The 19,059-nt window shown below is 42.0% G+C and carries 18 protein-coding genes; 11 read left to right on the plus strand and 7 right to left on the minus strand.

Annotated elements, in window-relative coordinates:
- Window positions 1-416: 416 nt before the first annotated feature.
- From H6G03_RS18510 to H6G03_RS18540, 7 genes are read left to right on the plus strand one after another with little or no spacing between them, the layout of a single operon-like run.
- Window positions 417-878 carry a PqqD family protein gene (locus tag H6G03_RS18510; protein ID WP_199315364.1) on the plus strand — a complete coding sequence of 154 codons (462 nt, stop codon included), beginning with the start codon at window positions 417-419 and terminating at the stop codon, window positions 876-878.
- Between the two features lie 26 nt (window positions 879-904).
- Window positions 905-1,990, plus strand: a complete 1,086-nt coding sequence (locus H6G03_RS18515) for a serine kinase (protein WP_190466400.1) — start codon at window positions 905-907, stop codon at window positions 1,988-1,990.
- A gap of 6 nt (window positions 1,991-1,996) precedes the next feature.
- On the plus strand, window positions 1,997-2,767 hold the full coding sequence (locus H6G03_RS18520; protein ID WP_190466402.1) for a glycosyltransferase: 771 nt from the start codon (window positions 1,997-1,999) through the stop codon (window positions 2,765-2,767).
- Between the two features lie 21 nt (window positions 2,768-2,788).
- The gene (locus H6G03_RS18525) at window positions 2,789-3,490 is read left to right on the plus strand and encodes a glycosyltransferase (protein ID WP_190466405.1); all 702 of its coding nucleotides are present in this window, start codon (window positions 2,789-2,791) and stop codon (window positions 3,488-3,490) included.
- Between the two features lie 58 nt (window positions 3,491-3,548).
- The gene (locus H6G03_RS18530) at window positions 3,549-4,238 is read left to right on the plus strand and encodes a glycosyltransferase family A protein (protein WP_190466408.1); all 690 of its coding nucleotides are present in this window, start codon (window positions 3,549-3,551) and stop codon (window positions 4,236-4,238) included.
- Window positions 4,239-4,267: 29 nt separating this feature from the next.
- Window positions 4,268-5,167, plus strand: a complete 900-nt coding sequence (locus H6G03_RS18535; RefSeq protein WP_190466411.1) for an SDR family NAD(P)-dependent oxidoreductase — start codon at window positions 4,268-4,270, stop codon at window positions 5,165-5,167.
- 33 nt (window positions 5,168-5,200) lie between these two features.
- The gene (locus tag H6G03_RS18540; protein ID WP_190466414.1) at window positions 5,201-6,151 is read left to right on the plus strand and encodes an SMP-30/gluconolactonase/LRE family protein; all 951 of its coding nucleotides are present in this window, start codon (window positions 5,201-5,203) and stop codon (window positions 6,149-6,151) included.
- Here H6G03_RS18540 and H6G03_RS18545 read toward each other — a convergent pair.
- Window positions 6,138-7,238 carry a nucleotidyltransferase domain-containing protein gene (locus H6G03_RS18545; RefSeq protein WP_190466417.1) on the minus strand — a complete coding sequence of 367 codons (1,101 nt, stop codon included), beginning with the start codon at window positions 7,236-7,238 and terminating at the stop codon, window positions 6,138-6,140. The genes H6G03_RS18540 and H6G03_RS18545 overlap by 14 nt on opposite strands.
- A gap of 38 nt (window positions 7,239-7,276) precedes the next feature.
- Here H6G03_RS18545 and H6G03_RS18550 point away from each other — a divergent pair, with 38 nt between their 5' ends.
- The 4 genes from H6G03_RS18550 (at window position 7,277) to H6G03_RS18565 (ending at window position 12,787) form a co-directional block, all read left to right on the plus strand.
- Complete coding sequence (locus H6G03_RS18550; protein ID WP_190466420.1) at window positions 7,277-8,407, plus strand: nucleotidyltransferase family protein; 1,131 nt, start codon at window positions 7,277-7,279, stop codon at window positions 8,405-8,407.
- A 433-nt stretch (window positions 8,408-8,840) separates the two neighbouring features.
- Window positions 8,841-9,149: a hypothetical protein gene (locus tag H6G03_RS18555; RefSeq protein WP_190466423.1), complete on the plus strand. Its 309-nt coding sequence runs from the start codon at window positions 8,841-8,843 to the stop codon at window positions 9,147-9,149.
- A gap of 207 nt (window positions 9,150-9,356) precedes the next feature.
- Entirely contained in the window at window positions 9,357-11,264 is a 1,908-nt protein-coding gene (locus tag H6G03_RS18560; protein ID WP_190466426.1) for a CASTOR/POLLUX-related putative ion channel, read from the plus strand.
- A gap of 215 nt (window positions 11,265-11,479) precedes the next feature.
- Window positions 11,480-12,787 carry an MFS transporter gene (locus tag H6G03_RS18565; RefSeq protein WP_190466429.1) on the plus strand — a complete coding sequence of 436 codons (1,308 nt, stop codon included), beginning with the start codon at window positions 11,480-11,482 and terminating at the stop codon, window positions 12,785-12,787.
- 29 nt (window positions 12,788-12,816) lie between these two features.
- Here the strand turns inward: H6G03_RS18565 and H6G03_RS18570 are convergent, their stop codons facing one another.
- The 6 genes from H6G03_RS18570 to H6G03_RS18595 all read right to left on the minus strand — a co-directional run bounded on the left by H6G03_RS18570 (window position 12,817) and on the right by H6G03_RS18595 (window position 18,987).
- Window positions 12,817-13,959, minus strand: coding sequence for an FAD-dependent oxidoreductase (locus H6G03_RS18570; protein ID WP_190466432.1), 1,143 nt, complete (start codon window positions 13,957-13,959; stop codon window positions 12,817-12,819).
- Between the two features lie 157 nt (window positions 13,960-14,116).
- Window positions 14,117-14,839 carry an ABC transporter ATP-binding protein gene (locus H6G03_RS18575; RefSeq protein ID WP_190466436.1) on the minus strand — a complete coding sequence of 241 codons (723 nt, stop codon included), beginning with the start codon at window positions 14,837-14,839 and terminating at the stop codon, window positions 14,117-14,119.
- Window positions 14,836-15,624 carry an ABC transporter ATP-binding protein gene (locus tag H6G03_RS18580; RefSeq protein ID WP_190466439.1) on the minus strand — a complete coding sequence of 263 codons (789 nt, stop codon included), beginning with the start codon at window positions 15,622-15,624 and terminating at the stop codon, window positions 14,836-14,838. The genes H6G03_RS18575 and H6G03_RS18580 overlap by 4 nt, the downstream gene beginning before the upstream one ends.
- A gap of 12 nt (window positions 15,625-15,636) precedes the next feature.
- Window positions 15,637-16,557 carry a branched-chain amino acid ABC transporter permease gene (locus H6G03_RS18585; protein ID WP_190466442.1) on the minus strand — a complete coding sequence of 307 codons (921 nt, stop codon included), beginning with the start codon at window positions 16,555-16,557 and terminating at the stop codon, window positions 15,637-15,639.
- A 163-nt stretch (window positions 16,558-16,720) separates the two neighbouring features.
- Window positions 16,721-17,671: a branched-chain amino acid ABC transporter permease gene (locus tag H6G03_RS18590; RefSeq protein WP_190466444.1), complete on the minus strand. Its 951-nt coding sequence runs from the start codon at window positions 17,669-17,671 to the stop codon at window positions 16,721-16,723.
- Between the two features lie 89 nt (window positions 17,672-17,760).
- On the minus strand, window positions 17,761-18,987 hold the full coding sequence (locus H6G03_RS18595) for an ABC transporter substrate-binding protein (protein WP_190466447.1): 1,227 nt from the start codon (window positions 18,985-18,987) through the stop codon (window positions 17,761-17,763).
- Window positions 18,988-19,059 lie beyond the last annotated feature (72 nt).

Consider the following 19,059-nt stretch of genomic DNA (forward strand, 5'->3'; position numbering starts at 1 on the left):
CTCTGCCTGAACTTTAGCTGGAGACGAAACCCTTTGGCAAATATTAACTCAAGTTGCTAGTTACATTCAGTAGTGTGCGTCCGAGCGATAAAATTAGTAATTATCTCCAAAATTCAGGGGTATGACGCACCCTACAACCTGAAAAATACCTCAAAATTAATAACTAGCAATTTGCGTTATTAAAATAATATTAAGATTAGGTTAAATCTTCGCATTTGTCAAAAATATTATGTTAATCTAGCAAAAACAAATGGGACTATCCTCATACGGTCAAAAATCCCCTGCGAATGGAAAAAAATCGCGGCGACATCAAACGACACTGCCTTGGCAAAACACAAGTCCGCGCAGGCGGACTTCGTTTCGATAGTCGCGAATTTATTCGTTAGACTTTTTCAACCCAAAAAAACGGAGAAAAAATGATCAAAACGTCTGAAAATTTTAGAATCAATTCTCCTAAAGTAGTACATGAAATGATTGATGGGGAAGTGGTAATTGTCAACCTAGAACGGGGCGATTATTACAGTTTGGTAAAAGCGGGGGCCGAGATTTGGGAAGGGTTAACAAAAGGTATTTCCAGAGTAGATATTATGGAAAATATGGTGCAGCGCTACGACGCCAGTCGCGAAAATATTGAAACCGCGATCGATGACTTGATTGAGAAATTAGAGTTAGAAGAACTGATTATTATTGAAAAAACAGATGAATCGATTCCCTTAAATACAACAAACAACCAAAGCGAAACGAAAGCAAATACAGAAAAGCTTAGCTTTGAAATTCCAACCTTACAGAAATACACGGATATGGAAGAATTGCTAGCTTTAGATCCCATCCATGAAGTTGACGAAATGGGTTGGCCGAATGCCAAACAGGATCTTTAAGTTAGATTAAAAGCAATTGCAAAATAATGGTTACAAACGAGTTGGGAAATTCCGAAAAGGAAAACAAAACAGAACAACAAGACCCGGTGGCTTTTTTCGATCGGGTCTACGAATTATACGAAAAAGCGGAATCTGCTTCGGGAGGCGCTGTTAACCGTTTTTATAATATCGGCGGGTTTAAGATTCGGTTGCGTTTTGCTGGTGATGCCTTAATTCCGTACATGACTCCTGCTTTAGCACACTTAGAAACAGAACCTTTTTCAGACCCGTCACTTACAGTTTGTTTGTGGGATAGTACCTCGACAAATACGATAATGCCGCCTCCACCTTGGCAGAGAAATCAACATCATCCCAAGCGTGGAGAGATTTACGGTTTCAATAGCGATCGCATTCACACCAGTTTCCAATGGGGTGCATTTGCGTTAAGTATGTTGGATAGCGATCGCAACTTGGGAATTTATTGGGTGGAAACCACCGAACAGATTCCTTATTGGGAAACGGGTTCACCGCTGCGGACAATTTTTAACGTCTGGATGAATAAGCGGGGAATTCAGCTGGTTCATGCTGGCGCAGTTGGACTGCCAAGTGGCGGCGTTTTGTTAGTTGGAAAAGGAGGATCTGGTAAATCAACTACTGCGTTAACTTGCTTAAATTCCGAGCTTTTTTATGCAAGTGACGATTACAGTTTGATCGCCTGCGAACCGACACCGACAGTTTTTAGCATCTACAACACTGGCAAAAAAAATGCCGACGATGTGGATAGATTACCATTTTTGGCTAAGGCTATTACTAATCGCGATCGCCTTTCAGAGGAAAAAGCACTTTATTTCATCAACGACCATTTTCCCGAAAAAATATTGACCAATTTTCCCATTTGTGCTGTTTTAGTTCCGCGCATTACTGGCAAAACAGATACATCCTTAACAGCTACCTCTGCTGCTGCTGCTTTAGCTTCATTAGTACCCAGTACGATGATTCAATTACCAGGTTCTGGAAAAGAAGCTTGCCAAATTATGATGCAAGTATTGCAACAAGTTCCTTGTTATTATCTAGAACTCGGCACTGATTTAGCACAAATTCCTCAAGTTATTTTCAACCTCATTACCAAATGATAACCGATGGAAGATAACTCATTATTTGTTAGCGCGATTATCCCGGTTTACAACGGAGAAAAATATCTGGCGGAAGCCATCAAAAATGTCAAAAATCAGGATTATCAACCATTAGAAATAATTGTCATCGACGATGGTTCGACCGATCGAACTCCTGAAGTTGCGGCGGCATTTAAGGATAGTATCCGCTATGTTTCCCAGCCAAATAGCGGCCCAGCAGCGGCTCGCAATCATGGGATAAGAATAGCCAATGGTGATGTAATAGCTTTCTTAGATGTTGACGATCTTTGGTCGGATGATAAACTCAAACTGCAAGCTAATTACTTAGCAAATAATCCCTCAGTAGGGATCGTGCAGGGATTAATCCAACAGATGAAAATATCGCGATCGGAAGAAGGCGATCGAGCTATCTTTGAACCTACTTATAAACCTTACAGTTATATTAATATAGGCAGCGCAATTTATCGAAAAACAGTTTTTGAGAAAATAGGCTTTTTTGACGAAACACTTAAGTACGCTGAAGATGTAGATTGGTTTATTCGAGCGTGGGAGAATGGCATTTCAAAAATTGTATTGGAGCGAGTCAGCCTGTTTTATCGCAAGCACGAAGATAACATGACAGGTGGTAAAAATTTAGTCGAGCTTGGGTTTGTAAGAATTTTCAAGAAACATTTAGATCGGTGTCGAAAGCGAGGTGATCTTCAAATTAATTCTTTATTAGAAGTGCCAATTAGTGAATATCTCGGTACTTCTCCTGAAATACCCAAAATAGTGTAACAATTAGATAGAGAGAATAACATGATAGAAAATTCACTTTTGGTAAGTGTAATTATTGCGGTTAAAAATGGAGAACGTCGATTAGGAGAAGCGATCGAAAGTATTCTATCCCAAACTTATAAAGAATACGAAATTCTGGTTGTAGACGGCCAATCTACAGATAATACCGAAAAAATTGCTAAATCTTACGATCGAGTTCGCTATATCCGTCAAACTGGTAAAGGGCTTGCTGATGCTTGGAACCTTGGAATCGAGGCGGCGAAAGGAGAATTAATTGCTTTTCTCGATTCCGACGATTTATGGACGCCTAATAAATTAAGCCTTCAGGTTGATTACCTGGTCAATCACCCGTTAATTCAGTATGCGATCGGCAAATTTAGGTTTATTTTAGAACCAGGATGTCCTATTCCTATAGGTTTCAAAAAAGAACTCTTAGATAAGGATATTGTTGGCCCTATTCCCGGAACTTTAATAGTACGTAAATCTCTATTAAATTCCATTGGCAAATTTAATACCGACCTCGTTATTGCTAGCGATGTAGATTGGTTTGCAAGAGTCAAAGATGAAAATATACCTATGATTGTCATCCCTGAAGTTCTTCTTTATAAAAGAGTCCATACCGAAAATCTTTCATCTAATGCTGAGAAAAACAATCAAGAATTATTACAGTTACTTAAGCAATCTATCAATCGCCAACGACGTTCGCAAATTTCCGAAAATTAAGACATTAGTTAATCATAAACAGGCATAAATCCAATCTGAAATTAGAGAAAGAATCGGGATGAGCAATTCTTTTTTAGTCAGCGTCATTATTCCAGTTTATAACTGCGAAAAGTATCTAGCAGAAGCGATCGAAAGCGTGCTAGCACAAACCTATCAGCCACTAGAAATTATTGTAATAGATGATGGTTCGACAGATGGCAGTGCAGAAGTAGCAAAGCGCTTTGGTACTACAGTGCAATACTGTTTTCAAGCCAATAGCGGTACGGCGGCGGCTCGCAATCGAGGCATAGAATTAGCCAAAGGCGATTTTTTTGCCTTTCTCGACGCAGATGACCTTTGGATAGAGGATAAATTAACTAACCAAATGGCAGCATTTACAAATAACCCCAATCTTGATGTCGTATACGGGCAGGTTCAACAGTTTATTAGTCCAGACTTGGGGGAAAATCTGAAAGCCAAACTAGAGGATTCTCCTAAATTAGTACCGGGACATATTCCTTCAGCATTGCTGATCAAACGGGATTCTCTTTTTCAGGTTGGCTTATTTGAAACTCAGTGGAGATTAGCCGAATTTGCTAGTTGGCAGATTCGTGTTACAGAACTAGGACTCCAGACGATGATGTTACCCAACTTAGTAGCCAAACGGCGACTGCACGAAACCAATAAGGGAATTAAACAACGCGAATACCAAACTGAATACGTTCAGATTTTGAAAGCATCACTAGATCGCCGCCGTGCTAAAGGTTAGGATATTCAAATAGGTTATGATTCACGGATATGAATTTCAAAACTCGGCTAAACAATATTAAAACTCGTTTCAAAGCTGCATCTAAAGCCTTCCTCAATCCGATGCCTACTCTCAAACCAAAAGTTTTGGTCAAAACAGTAGATCCTGCTGTAGTTTTAGATAATCAGCTTTTAGCCGGGAAAAATGTCCTGATTACTGGAGCAGCAAGAAATATCGGCAGAAGTATCGCTATTGAAATGGCCAAACAAGGCGCAAATATTTTTTTTACCGATATTGTTGGAGAAGAATGTTTAAATTTAGAAACAGAATTAAATACTTATCCAGTTAAGGTAAGAGGCTTTGTTTCAGACATATCAAAGCCTGAAGATATCGATCGCTTATATAGCATTTTGGACGAAAATAAAATCGTAATCGATATTCTTGTCAATAATGTAGGCATTCAATTTGAAACGATCGGGATAAATAACTTAGATTTGGGAGAATGGCAAAAAACCTTTCAAACCAACATATTTGGGCCGATGTACCTTACCAAATTTATCTCCAAAATGATGGTGAGTAATTCTATTCAGGGTTCTATTATTTTTCTGACTTCTATACACCAAGAAATACTTGTCCGTTGGCCTAGTTATAGTTCTTCAAAAGCAGCATTAGGCATGATTATTAAAGAATTAGCGGTAGAGTTTGCTCACTATGGAATCAGAGTAAATGGAATTGCTCCCGGTTGGGTGGCAACAGACGATCGCGAAAACCCTTTACATCATGAATATAACCTATTACATAAATGTTCGATCGCTCCTTGTTATATTGGTAGAGCGGCTGTTTATTTAGCCTCAGATTATTTTTCCAAATTCACGACTGGAACCGTTTTGAAAATTGATGGCGGAGCGACATTATATAGTTATCGCGTTGCTCAAAATCCGCCTCAATAGGAAAGTAGGATAAAATTAAGGGAAGAAAGCCAAATGTTACGTATTGCCAGATGGATAAAGAGACAGATCGAAAGCCAATTAGCCACCAATCAACCAGGTAAATTAGGTATCAGTCGTCTGGAATCAAAATCTAATAACTTTCCAAGTCTTTTTCCTAACAAAGTAAAGATCGATCGCGTAGCTACCGGATTTCAGTTTACTGAAGGCCCAATTTGGTTTGCCGAAGAAAATTATCTCCTATTTAGCGATATTCCTGCTAACAAAATTTTCCAACTGACTCCTGATGGTAAGTTAACCATCTTTAGAGAACCTAGTAATAATTCCAACGGTTTGACTAGAGACAAACAAGGCAGATTAATTGCTTGCGAACACGGTACGCGCCGAGTTACCCGCACCGAAAAAGATGGTTCAATTACCGTATTAGTCGATAAATTCCAAGGCAAAAAATTGAATAGTCCTAATGATGTTGTCGTCAAAAGTGACGGCGCGATTTATTTTACCGACCCTCCTTATGGCATCAAACCCGAACAGCAAGAACAACCAATTCAAGGAGTTTACCGCCTTACTTCTGATGGCAACGAAATTATTGTCGTAGCCGATGATTTTAATAAACCCAATGGTTTGGCATTTTCACCTGATGAAAAAAAGCTTTATATCGATGATTCAGAACGCCGACATATCCGAGTTTTCGACGTACAAGCGGATGGAACGCTGGCTAACGATCGCATTTTTTACGATATGAATATTAAGCAAGCAGGTTTACCTGATGGGATGAAAGTAGACGTGCAGGGACATATTTATTGTACCGGAGCGGGAGGCGTGTGGGTGTTCGATCGCGAAGGCAATCATCTAGGAACAATAGTTACTCCCGAACAACCAGCAAATTGTGCTTGGGGAGATCGAGATTGGCAAAGTCTTTATATCACGGCTCAAACTTCGGTCTACAAAATTAGAGTAAACATTCCCGGCATCAGCTTTGCTTAATAGTTGACGCTCCTATTCGCTGCAACCGATTTTTTATTCCCAGATAAGATAGGTATGACAACCGACGACCGTAATCAATTTTATCCTGCAAACGTTCCCTGACTCCAAAAGGAAAAAAGAATAATTTTTGCACTTTTTCGAGCGTGCTATCGGAACTATAAAAAAGCCATTGTTGCAGTTTGGATGAAAGTATTTTAATCAACCGATCGCCTTGCAATCTTCGTTCTATTTCGCTGGGAATTTTAGCATCTAAAAGTTGCTTGGCTAAGAGCAAACTCACCAACAGCATTCGTTCGCTACCTAAAGTTTTAGCTTGCTTGATAATTCGTCCCCAATCCAACTGTTGATGAGAGCGAATCAATTCAGCGATATCGCAGATTTGAGAAAGCTTTTGCTCTTGTTCCCAAGAATCTTTTGCTATTTGCAAGGCAAGAATAATCAATAAATCTTCCGTGGAAATAGTATTTACCGTTGTACCGATAATAGATATAAGCTCTAGACGTTGCCACAATTCCTCGAAATCGAGTAAAAGAGGAAAGTATTGCGGGGCGATTCTTTGATGGAGGTCTACATTAACTTTATTTTTATTATTTATCCAACTTTCTTCCCACTCAAATGTTAAATCTGGGTGGTATCCTTGAGAAATCAGTAGTTCTTTGGCTCTGGAAAAGTCCTGCGGCTGAACTAAAATATCTAAATCTCCGAACTGCCTGAGCGATAGGTTGCCATAAATGGCAGCAGTCAGGGCTGCTCCTTTGTAGGTGATGGCGGGAATTTGATGCTTTTCAAATAAATTTAGAAGTTTTAGCAATTCTTTCGTCAGGGACATATTTCGGAGCGCATTGGCGCGGTAATCGTTGCGAAGCCGATCGAAAATTGGCTGTGGCACTGCTTCCGGACAAATGCTGGAAAGATTGTGGTACAAAAGTGGCTTGGTGGCGTGTCGGGATGCTATTTCTATTAAATATTTCCAGTCAATATTTCCATTAAGTATTGTTTTGATTCGTTCCGCTATTGCACTATCTATGCTAGTTCTAGCACAACAGAGCAGAAGATCGATTTCTGGACTCGGTTTTTTAGCTTTCATTTCCTGAGTTTTTACCTTTTGAATGATTTACAAGCCTTATGAATTATAGAAACGATCGAAAATTTGAGTGGGTCACTTCCGAGCAGGAATTGCTTTTGCTGGCTGCCCTCCAGCAAGGAAAAGATGCGACTGATGCTTGGCAGCAATGGAAGACAACTGTGGATATTGAGGATATCGATCCAGAATCTTATCGGTTGCTACCATTACTGTATCGCAATTTATCTGTTCATGGTGTAGAAGATTCTGAGATGGTAAGATTGAAGGGTGTCTACCGTCGTAGATGGTATGAAAATCAACTCTTAGTTTCTAAAATTACCGAACTTCTACGTTATTTTCAAGATGCTGCGATCGAGACACTAATTCTTAAAGATGTTGCGTTGCTTTTACATTATTACCAAGATGATGGGCTTCATCCCATAGATATTTTTGATATTTTTGTGCGCTGGGCAGATGGAGATGCCGCGATCGCTTTATTGAATAAGTTGGGCTGGAAGTTAAAAGAAAAAGTGCCAGATAAAATTTTATCTAAGTTGTCTGTGATTACCTTTGTAGATGATTCTGGCAAAATATTGAATCTTTACAGACATATATACTGGTATCCTTGGCAAGAAAATACTGATTTCGGATCGGGGGCGATCGCCACCCAAATAAAAGATTTATCAACTTATGTCTTTAACCCAACTTATCAGTTATTGCAGCTTTGCCAGCAGGGAACGATATGGCATTTAGTTCCACCAATTCGTTTGGTAGCTGATGGAATGACAATTATTAACTCATTTGCCGATTCAATCGATTGGGATGTTATAGTGGCTGATGCGGAAAAGTATCGATTTATTTTGCCTTTACAAAAGATGGTAGCGATATTGTCTGAGTTACTATTAGCACCTATTCCCGGCGAAATTATCAAAAAAGTTCGAGATTTGAAACCTTCAGCTTTTGAACTTATGGAGGAGCGAGTAAGCGCCGGGGAACCGCTGCCTGTCATCAAAACTTTCATCATCAGATATTCTCAATATTTGAAGTCAGTTCAAAGTAGTGGGTTGAAATTTAAGATTATGGGTTTTCCCAAATATTTACAAGAGGTCTGGGGGTTGGACAATTTATGGTCGGTTCCATTCCAAGTTACTCTTAAAGGTATGAAAAGGATACGAAACGATATTTTCAAGTAAACTTAACATAAGCAAGGACTTATAGACGAAAATCTTTCTATAATTACAATACCTTCGCCGTTTCTGAGTAGGTTGGGTTGAGTGAAGCGAAGCCCAATCTACCAATCAAGGCATTTTTAATTTTCACGAAGGTATTGTTCGAGAAACCCGGTTTCTGGGAGTTCAGTTTATTTACGCCCACCTACTTGCTAAAGGCAAACACAAATTCACAGTTTAGTCAAGTAGATACAACAAAGATAACTGGGGTAAAATTGCAGGAAAAATTACGGTATGCTGATAAAGTATTGGTGATTTTAGATACCATTTTTCTGAGGCAAGCAAATCACCTCAGTAGATGCAATTGACACTCTCTCTCCAAGCTAGGCTCTAGCCCCTAAGCCCTAGCCCCTAGCCCCGACGCCCTAACCCCTAGCTATATTTTGTGTTCCCAAAGATGAAACGGCGAAAGTTTTTTGGCAAAGCAGCGATCGCGGCTTGTAGCAAGACGACCGCGACTACCGGTGCAACCAACGCCCTACCAACCATAAGATGGCGAATGGCCACGAGTGGGCCTAAATCCCTGGAAACAATCTACGGAGGCGCAAACAGCGTTTGCAAGCGCATCCGCGAAATGACAAACGCGCCTTTCAGCATCACCCCTTTTGCAGCCGGCGAAATTGTCTCCGGACTACAGGTTCTTTGCAAATTTTGCTATAGGCAGCAATTCCTATTGACATTCTGCCCGCTTAACCTTGTGGTGTAACGAGCAAGTCTGCAAAGGGGTTATTCTGGGATTTATGCCTGCCCCAGCAGTCAGCCAGCGAGCTAACGTTACAAAAATTATTGTAATATTTGATTAGGCCGAATTCTGATTTGGAGGTTAGCAGTAATTTTGCTAGAAAACAGCAGTAAACATTCTCGCAATAAAGTCTCTTGGCAAAAGCGCTTACAGTATAATTTCGACAACTTTATGTCGAAAGGAGGATTCTCAGTCTTTCTGGCCTTATTGTCAGTATTTTTTGCCGCTTTTGCTCTAATGACAGCAGCGCGTTACGCTGCCGATCAATTTTTTCCCAATAAAGATGCAGAATATTCTCCGGATTTATCCTGGGAAGTTTTTGTTCAACTGATCGGTCTAAGAGATGCTGGAGACGATGCCAATCTTGCTGCTAAGTTTGTGGGAGTCATTACCATTCTCATAGGTTTAGTGTTATTTTCCAGCTTGGTGGCTTTCATTACTCAACAATTTGAATACAGACTCCAGTTGCTGCGTAAGGGCAAAAGCATCGTAGTTGAAGAAAATCATACCTTGATTTTGGGATTCAGCGATCGCATCGCAGATATTATTAAAGAATTAGTGGTGGGTAACGAATCAGAACCAGACGCAGCAGTTGTGATTCTGTCCGAGAAAGATAAGGAGAATATGGATGATTTTATTCGCAATAACATCACAGAACTAAAAACAACGCGAGTAGTTACTCGTAATGGTGCAATCACCAGTTTAAATAATCTTAAAAAAGTAGGAGTAGAAGTAGCTAAATCGGTTGTGATATTAAACGATGCTAAACCATCAGATACAGAGCAATTTAAAATTTTATCAGATGCGCGGGTGGTTAAGGCTATCCTGGCAGTTGTGGCTGCTAATGGAGAAGAAAACTTGCCACAAATTGTCGTGGAATTACACTCGGAAAAATATCGACGCCTAGCTGAAAACATCGCTACAAAATCAGTCACTACTCTTAATGAAGCAGATATTTTAGCTCGGATATTAGTGCAAACTTCCCGGAGTGTAGGACTGGCAACAGTATATTTAAACTTAGTAGGTTTTGAAGGCAACGAATTCTATTTCTATCGTCACGATTCAATTTGGCCGAAAATAACCTTTACAGAATTGCCATTTCATTTCCGGAATGGGATACCAATTGGCGTGCGTCACGCAGATGGCAACTTGATACTAAAACCGAGCAAAGATTATAAGTTAGCAGAAGATGATGAAGTTATCATACTGGCAGAAGATGACTCAACTATCCAGTTTTATCCAGAACCTGTAGTGCAGCCTCAAGATCTCGGCTATGCCAATTACTGGACAACACTAGAACGAAAATCTGAAAAGTATCTTATTATCGGTTGGAACAGCAAAACTTCGATCGCTCTTAAAGAATATGCGGAATATGTACTCGAACATTCGCACGTTAATCTCATAGTAGAGGATTTAACGAACGATATTAAAACAGAATTTGAGATTCTTGCGAAGAATTACCCCCACATCAAAATGGAAGTGCTGCGAATAAATTTGGATTCTATAGAGGATCTGAAGCAGTTAAAACCCTATGAATATCACACCATATCCATTTTGGCTGGAAGTGGCGAGAATATCGAGGAAATTGATGCGAAGACGCTCGCCATATTGTTGGAAATCCGACAAATTTTTAAAGAATATATGGCTGAAACTGGAAACAAAGTCACTACCAATTTGATTGCCGAAATTATTGACTCAGAAAATACTGACCTGGTAATCCAAGCAGGTGTGAAAGACTTTCTTCTCACCAATCAATTTGTCTCTAAAATCTTAGCGCAGGTATCCCAGGAACCTGATGTGATGTCAATCTATCAGGATTTGTTTTCCGCAGATGGTAGCGAACTTTATATCAAGCCAGCATCGCTTTACTTCCCAGTCCAAAAGCTCGGTAGACTAACGTTTGCTGACTGCGTACTGGCGGCACAACATCGAGACGAAGTTTGTATTGGCGTTAGAATTGCTGCTCAAGCCCAGGATAAAGATAAGAATTTCGGTATCTATTTAGTACCGAGTATGGATAGGCTGCTTTATCTGACTATCAATGATTCGCTGATTACTTTGGCTGACGATCAAAGCTGAGGAAATTAGGGGGCTGGGAGTTAGGGAAGAGGGAGAGGGAAGAGGGAAAAGGGAAAAGGGAAAAGGGAAAAGATTAATTCTCTCACCCCCCCGCTCCCCCACTCACCTGTGAAATCTCTCCCTTCTCTCTGAGCGATCGAGTGTAAAGAATATCATCAACGATCTTTGTTAAATTAACTAGAAAATCACAAAAGCAATTACCTGCTGAAATCAAAATGCTGGGTTTGAGTCGTTACCAATGGACTGTACTGTTTGCAGCGTGGCTGGGTTGGGGTTTCGATTTGTTTGACTTCATCCTATTTAATTACGTTGCTCCCAATTGCGTGCCAACTTTGTTAAATTTGACTATTGGTTCGCCGGAAGCCAAAGCAGCAACGTTTTACTGGACTGGAGTGATGACTTCGGTTTTGCTGTTAGGTTGGGCAATTGGTGGGGTGATGTTCGGAAAATTGGCCGATCGCATCGGTCGCACTAAAACGCTGCTGCTGACGATACTTATCTATTCTTTAGGAACGGCTAGCTGCGCTTTCGCCCCGAATATCTGGATTTTGATGCTTTGCCGATTTCTCGCTAGCTTGGGAATTGGCGGAGAATGGGCTGCTGGAGTGACAATGGTGGCGGAAGTAATGCCGGAAAAACGGCGGGTAGAAGCGGCTGCTTTATTGTGTACCGCTGCGCCAGCAGGACACTTTTTGGCAACTTGCGTTAATTTCGCGATCGCTGGGATGTTATTGCCGCAAAGCCCTGAAGTTTCTTGGCGCTATATATTTATGTGCGGTTTGATTCCGGCTGTGGTGGCGGCGATCGTGCGTTTATTTGTTAAAGAACCGGAAGTTTGGCTCAAAAATGCCGGAAAAATCGCTCCTCCCCGGATTCGCGAACTTTTCAACCCCGAAAATCTGCCTGCAACGATTAGCGGCTTGCTTTTGGCAATTACTGCGATCGTAACTGGTTCGATTTGCGGTTCTTTTATTCCAGTTGTTGCTGCTGGATTGGCTCAGTCGGTAGCTTTAGAAAGGAGTTTGGATGCAACGGCTACGCAAGTGCTGATCGAACAATGGAAAACGATCGCTAGCAATTGTCTTACTCTGGGCTCTTTGATCGGCACGCTTTTGACAGCTGTTGTTGCCAAATTATTAGGGCGCAAGATAATGTTTTCTCTCTACTTCTTTCTTTCTTCAGCTGCCATTTTAATTATCTTTGGGCTTTCAATACCTCCGGAAGTACAACTTTATCTCTTCTTTTTCATCGGTCTGAGTGTTTTTGGCATTTTTGGCAGTTTCAGCTATTATTTACCGGAACTATTCCCCACCAGGCTGCGAGCAACTGGTTCTGGCTTTTGCTACAATGCAGGCCGAGTAGTGGCGGCAGCAGGCCCATTTTTGGTGGGCTATCTGGCTTCTCAGGAAAGTTCTTTTTCTAGCGCATCGGTAACTTTGTTTTGGGTTGGTTTTCTTCCGTTGTTGGGATTAGCCGCTATACCTTGGACGATCGAAACTAAAGGACAGGTTTTGGCAGATTAAGCAAACTGTCAAAAGTCAAAAGTCAAAAGTCAAAAGTCAGAAGAGAGGCGGTTGAATTGATTCATAAAGCGGCGATCGATCCAATCTTTTAAATACCACAAAAGCGGCGATTCCCATCCGAATTGCCCCCAAGAGGCAACCGCAGAACCATCCCCAGTACCAATCAAACTTAGATATTTTTTTTGCGGCTGATATGGCTTTAATGATTTTCCCTCTAATTTCAGCCGCAAATTATCGTACAATGGCTTACCCTGTCTGACTGCAAATACTCCCGCTTTCGGACAAGGATTATTAATCAGGGTGGCAATATCTCCAGCAGCAAAAACCTGGGAGTGAGAGACAGATTGCAAGTTATCGTTTACCAAAATAAAGTTAGTTTCGTTTGTTGCTAATCCGGATATTTTCGGCCAATCCGGTGCAGATGCTTGCGTTACCCAGAAAAGGTAATCGAATTCAACTATAAGTCCTGATTCGCATTTGACAAATTCTCGTTGAACCTCACAAACATTTTCTGCCAAATGCAGATGAATACCGCGACGGGTGAGTAATTGTTGCATATGTCGGCGCACCCATCGGTTATGATTTGGCATCAGTTCTTCATCGCGATGGAATAAATGAATTTTTACTGTATTCTGGGAGATTTTTTGCAGGTGAGATTGCATTGTTAGGGACAATTCGACACCACCGGCACCTCCACCCACAATTCCCAAACAAATCGGTTGTTCGGGTTGATTGGTAACTGACTCAATAACTCGATGCCATTCTTGCAAAAACTTTGGTATCGGTTTAACTGCAATTGCATATTCATTTGCACCGGGTACGGATATTGTGGCGGGAGTACTGCCGATATCAATTGATAATAAATCGAAGGAAACTGGTTGACTGTTAGCGCAAATAACTTGCTTGTTTTCTAGGTCGAGATTAATGGCGCGATCGCAAATAAATTCGGCTTGGGCAAATTCAGTTAGCGATCGCAAGTTGATAAAACATTCTGCGTGTGTGTAAAATCCCGCAACGTGACCGGGTAACATTCCAGAATAAGGCGTGTCCGGCGCTTCGGATATCAGGGTTATGCTAACATTTGGCAGCGGTTCGATGCCGAATAATCGGAGTGCGATCGCATGACTGTGACCGCCACCTATTAGCACTAATTTTTGTTGATTATTCATCATTAAGGCTGAGTTGGTAGAGTGGGAGAACGGGAAAGCCAAAAGTCAAGAGTCAAAAGTCAAAATTTTTCCCTTTCCCTCTCCCACTCCCCCACTCCCCCGCTCCCCCATTCTCCCACTCCCTCCAATAATAATAGGAGCGATCGCAGCGGATTTGATATCATCCTAAATATGCTTTCTTAACCCGATCGTCATCGAGCAGATGGGAAGCTTCTCCCGTCAGGGTGATGCGACCCGCTTCCAATACGTAACCTCGATCGGCAGTTTCTAAGGCAAGTCTGGCATTTTGCTCGACCAAAAGAATAGTAACCCCAGTAGCGCGTAAATCCTGAATAATAGCGAAAATCTCCCGCACGATCGCAGGTGCAAGACCGAGACTGGGTTCGTCCAAAAGCAAAACTTTCGGTTTACTCATTAAAGCGCGAGCGATCGCCAACATTTGCTGTTCCCCACCGCTAAGCGTTCCCGCTAATTGATGGCGGCGTTCTGCTAAACGAGGAAAAATTTCAAATTGGCGATCGAGATCGGCACTTATTTCTGCCGAATTAGAGCGAATATACGCCCCCAATTCCAAATTATCCAGAACAGTTTGCCTAGATAACACTCGGCGTCCTTCCGGGGAATGGGCGATACCCAATCGCACCACCTCATGCGCGGCGCGTTTAGTAATATCCCGCCCTTGGTAAATAATCTGACCGCTGCGAGGATCGAGCAGTCTAGAAATAGCTCGTAAAGTAGTACTTTTGCCAGCACCATTAGCCCCGATCAAAGTTACTACCTCACCCGCATTAACAGTGAGATTGATATTTTGTAGGGCTTGAATACCGCCGTAGTTAACGTAAAGTTCTCTAATTTCTAATAGTGTCGTAGCGGGTGCTTTCATTCTGCTCCCAAATAAGCTTCAATTACAGCAGGATTAGTTCTTACTTCCGTCGGATTGCCCAAAGCAATCAACTGACCGAAATTTAAAACTGCAATGCGATCGCACAACCCCATAACTAAGGGTACGTGATGCTCGATTAAAATGACAGTTAAGTTAAACCGATCGCGTATTTCCCGAATAAATTCGCTCAACTGGTGCTTCTCGCTGGGATTCATACCAGCGGCGGGTTCATCTAGCAGTAAAACTTGCGGTTCTAAAGCAAGGGCGCGGGCAATTTCGAGGCGGCGTTGATCGCCGTATGCAAAATTTTTCGCTTTGGCATAGGCGCGATCGCGCAAACCGACCAAATCGAGCAATTCCAAACCTTTCTGCTTAGTTTTGATTTCTTCCGCAGGCGCTGGTGGCAAACCTAACACACCAGTTATTAAACCGCTTTTAGTGTGGACGTGCTGAGCGATCGTCACATTTTCTAGCGCCGAGAGGTCGCCAAACAAGCGAATATTCTGGAAAGTGCGGGCAATACCGGCTTTAGCGATGCGATGCGATCGCCTATATGAAATTTCTTCTCCTTGATAAAATAGCTGCCCGCTGGAAGGCTCAATCAGCCCTGTAATCGTATTAAATAATGTCGTTTTGCCGGCACCGTTGGGGCCAATCAGCCCAAATATCTCATTTTTCTGCACCGTAAAAGAAACATTGTTAACAGCAACCAAACCTCCAAAAGTACGAGTTAAACCCTTGGCTTCTAGGATAGGATAACTGGCGGGAAGATTCTCGGCGTTCATCTGCACAAATTTCTATTTATGTCTTTGTCTTTTCAACAAATCCGGTGTCACCAAGCCTTGGGGGAAAAATATCGTTCCCAAAACTATCAACAATCCGAAAATAATCAGGCGACCGTCGCGCAGAAATTGGGCTAGCCACAGCGGTAAACCCGCAGTATCTGCGATCGCTCTCAACACCTCCGGTAGCGCTGTAAATACCATACCACCCAACACCGGCCCCACAAAAGTCCTAGTTCCGCCGATTAACACCGAAGTTAAGTAAACTATACTGGCATCAAAAGTGCCTTGACGCGCATTCCAAGTATTGAGAAAATGGGCGCTTAGCGCACCGACAACTCCTGCCAAAATAGCACCCAGAGTGAAAGCCAAAACCTTGTAGTAAGTTGGGTCAATTCCCATCGCACCGGCAGCCAATTCATCTTCGCGGATAGCCGTAAATGCCCTACCCACGCGGATGCGTTCCAGGCGGTAGAGAATCACCATACTGACAATTAATAAAGGTAAAGCAATCCACAAATATTCCAGCGGAGTTTGGAAAGGTTGCGGAATACCAAATATACCAACTGCACCGCCAGTGATATCTAAATTGAGAGATAAAATGCGGAGTATTTCTACAAAAGCAATAGTTGCGATCGCCAAATAAATACCCCTTAACCTTAGCGCTGGAATTCCCACCACAACGCCCAATATGCCGGAAACAACACCAGCAATTAGCATTTCCAATAATACCAACCCAATGGGAAATAAACCGCCGCTAACTTTAAATACTTGAGTAGATAAAATCGCCGCAATATATCCACCCAAAGCATAGAAGCCGGGACTAGCCAAAGACAATTGCCCAGTCATTAAGGGCAAATAAAGCGACAGTCCCAATAGCGCCCCCAGCACCATTGAAACAATCAGAAATCCGTAATTAGCTAAAAATTCAGCCATAAAGCAATTTGGGATTTTTATTAGACATCAGTCATTAGTCACAGGCATATTTTGAGCTATGTATGTAAGGTTTTTAGCACTTACCATTAGACATCTCCTCCAAAATAATCTCTCTCGACAGGCAGGAGCCTACCCCACAAGAATTGTTGGAGATGTCTATTAACTACACCTTTTGCACAAAACGCCTCCCCAGCAAACCTTGCGGTCTAACCAACAGCATAATAAACAATATCCCAAAAGCAAACGCATCTTTATAAGCAGAATAATCTGCCGGCACAAATGCTTCAACCAACCCAATTACCAAACCGCCTAACACCGCACCGGGAATACTGCCCAAACCACCCAGTACGATAACTGCTAAACCTTTTAGCCCATACCGAATTCCAAAGTACGGATCGGCAATACTCACGCTGGAACCTACCAAAGTACCAGCCACTCCTCCTAAAAAACTGCTAATAAAAAATGTGATAACAATGAAAAAATCCGTAGGGATTCCTAGCAAGTTAGCAGTGATTGGGTCTTCGGCTACGGCTTTCATTGCTTTACCGAATTTCGTGTAGTTAATGCAGTAAGTGAGAATTCCCATAATCGCCACAGAAACTGCAAAAATCACGATTTGAACTGTCCGAATGGTAATCGGTTTATCTGCCGTGCCAAAGTTAATTGCAACTGGTAAATTACCGTAAGTATTAACTGGAAAATTGTAGCTTTCCGAACCTACCAAGTATTGGATCGCATTGACGATTACCAATGCCACTCCCAGACTGGAAACGACTGTCAGCAAGGGATCGGCACGCCTGCGCCGCAAAGGACGGAAGGCAATGCGTTCGATCGCAACCCCAACCAAACCGACAAGTACACTGCCTAAAATTAGTGCGATCGAGAAAGGAAGTTGCACTGGCAAGGCAACATTGGCAAGCAATCCATTAAATCCAAATCTCTCTCCCATCAGCGCATAAGTGAAATAAGCGCCAAGGGTAAACAGCGCCCCGTGAGCGAAATTAATAATTCCTAAAATCGAGAATATCAAGGTGTATCCCAAGGCAAAAATAGCGTAAACGCTGCCGATGGATAAACCATTCAATAATTGTTGCAGTAACAAAGTAAAATCCATAGTTTTAGTAATTGCTAATTGCTAATTGGTAATTGGTAATCATGCCAATTACCGATGATTAATAACTAATTACTTTGGCTTGGCTATTTCTACTTCAGAAATGCAAACTTGCCGTTGTTGCCATCTTTATCTACCTTCAATTGGGCAACGTAAAAATCATTTTGGATGACATCCCCTACTGGTGTAAAAGCAATTTCACCCAAGGGAGTATCGTACTTTCCTGCTAGGATTTGTTTGTTAAGTTCTGTACGCAATTGAGGCAAAGGCATTGCCGTAACTTTGCTTTTTTGGTCTAGAGCTTTAAGGGCTTCTACATACACTTGAACTGCTGTGAAAGCTTGGGCGCTAAACTGCGGCGGTTCTTTTTTATATTGATTCACATAAGTAGTACGGAAAACTTTGTTAACCTCGTTTGGGTGTTCGGGACTGTAAGCTTGTGCGACTAAAACGCCATCGCAGAGAGCTTTACATACAGCAAAAATATTGGAAGTGTTGAAGCCATTTCCCCCAATGATGATACCTTTATAACCCAATTCTCGCAATTGCCTTACTAGGTTGCCGCCGTCTGCTGCCAAACCGGAAATGACGATCAAATCTGGTTTCGCGTTAATAGCGTTGGTGGCTTGGGTTTGAAAGTCGGTATCGGTTGTCTGAAACTTTTGTACTGTTACTAAATCGAGTTTTTGGTCTTTAACTGTTTGCTGAAAAGTCTCAGTTTCCGACTTGCTAAACGCATCATTTTGTGCATAAAACACAGCCACTTTCTCGATCTTGGGATTAATTTTGAGAGCTGCTTTGATTGAATTGGGAGCAACAATGGCAACAGGTGCAGAAACGCGAGCCACGTAATCTCCTATTTCGGGAACTCCTTTAGCTGTGTTGGATGCTCCGATTACTGGCACTTTAGCACGCTCTGCGATCGGACCGGCACTAAATGCTTGCTGAGAAAGAGTGGGGCCAACAATGCCGACGACTTGATTCTGGGTAATTAGGGTTTGAAAGGCGTTAATCGCTCCCGCTTCTTCGCCGCCAGTATCCTGAACTACCAATCTAATCGGCGTGCCGTTGATGCCTCCTTTATCGTTAAAATATTTCTCGGCGATTTTGGCACCTTGGATGCCTTCTTGACCGAGTAAAGCGACGTTGCTGGTTTGCGCTAAAGCAATTCCGATGGGAATGCTGTTAGACGAAACAGCCCCTGCGGAAGGATTTGCTGTGGTTGTGGCATTTGGGCCAGAGTTAGTTTGATTGCAGGCGCTCAGCAGGGAAGCGAAGGCAAGCAACAAGGCAGAACCAAGGAAAGTAGATTTTTTCATAGCCTGGTCAGAAATATCTTTCTGTTGGGAGATTTTACATATTACCCAATTAATGTACAGCTTTTGTACCTT

It is taken from the genome of Aerosakkonema funiforme FACHB-1375 (assembly GCF_014696265.1).
GTDB classification, from domain to species: domain Bacteria; phylum Cyanobacteriota; class Cyanobacteriia; order Cyanobacteriales; family Aerosakkonemataceae; genus Aerosakkonema; species Aerosakkonema funiforme_A.

Excerpts from the sequence above, each read along its gene's own strand:
- H6G03_RS18530 (WP_190466408.1), top strand. The coding sequence starts at position 3,549 with ATGAGCAATTCTTTTTTAGTCAGCGTCATTATTCCAGTTTATAACTGC.
- H6G03_RS18545 (WP_190466417.1), bottom strand. The coding sequence starts at position 7,238 with ATGAAAGCTAAAAAACCGAGTCCAGAAATCGATCTTCTGCTCTGTTGT.
- H6G03_RS18515 (WP_190466400.1), top strand. The coding sequence starts at position 905 with ATGGTTACAAACGAGTTGGGAAATTCCGAAAAGGAAAACAAAACAGAA.
- H6G03_RS18520 (WP_190466402.1), top strand. The coding sequence starts at position 1,997 with ATGGAAGATAACTCATTATTTGTTAGCGCGATTATCCCGGTTTACAAC.
- H6G03_RS18540 (WP_190466414.1), top strand. The coding sequence starts at position 5,201 with ATGTTACGTATTGCCAGATGGATAAAGAGACAGATCGAAAGCCAATTA.
- H6G03_RS18585 (WP_190466442.1), bottom strand. The coding sequence starts at position 16,557 with ATGGCTGAATTTTTAGCTAATTACGGATTTCTGATTGTTTCAATGGTG.
- H6G03_RS18525 (WP_190466405.1), top strand. The coding sequence starts at position 2,789 with ATGATAGAAAATTCACTTTTGGTAAGTGTAATTATTGCGGTTAAAAAT.
- H6G03_RS18555 (WP_190466423.1), top strand. The coding sequence starts at position 8,841 with ATGAAACGGCGAAAGTTTTTTGGCAAAGCAGCGATCGCGGCTTGTAGC.
- H6G03_RS18590 (WP_190466444.1), bottom strand. The coding sequence starts at position 17,671 with ATGGATTTTACTTTGTTACTGCAACAATTATTGAATGGTTTATCCATC.
- H6G03_RS18570 (WP_190466432.1), bottom strand. The coding sequence starts at position 13,959 with ATGATGAATAATCAACAAAAATTAGTGCTAATAGGTGGCGGTCACAGT.
- H6G03_RS18575 (WP_190466436.1), bottom strand. The coding sequence starts at position 14,839 with ATGAAAGCACCCGCTACGACACTATTAGAAATTAGAGAACTTTACGTT.
- H6G03_RS18510 (WP_199315364.1), top strand. The coding sequence starts at position 417 with ATGATCAAAACGTCTGAAAATTTTAGAATCAATTCTCCTAAAGTAGTA.
- H6G03_RS18565 (WP_190466429.1), top strand. The coding sequence starts at position 11,480 with ATGCTGGGTTTGAGTCGTTACCAATGGACTGTACTGTTTGCAGCGTGG.
- H6G03_RS18580 (WP_190466439.1), bottom strand. The coding sequence starts at position 15,624 with ATGAACGCCGAGAATCTTCCCGCCAGTTATCCTATCCTAGAAGCCAAG.
- H6G03_RS18595 (WP_190466447.1), bottom strand. The coding sequence starts at position 18,987 with ATGAAAAAATCTACTTTCCTTGGTTCTGCCTTGTTGCTTGCCTTCGCT.
- H6G03_RS18550 (WP_190466420.1), top strand. The coding sequence starts at position 7,277 with ATGAATTATAGAAACGATCGAAAATTTGAGTGGGTCACTTCCGAGCAG.
- H6G03_RS18535 (WP_190466411.1), top strand. The coding sequence starts at position 4,268 with ATGAATTTCAAAACTCGGCTAAACAATATTAAAACTCGTTTCAAAGCT.
- H6G03_RS18560 (WP_190466426.1), top strand. The coding sequence starts at position 9,357 with ATGTCGAAAGGAGGATTCTCAGTCTTTCTGGCCTTATTGTCAGTATTT.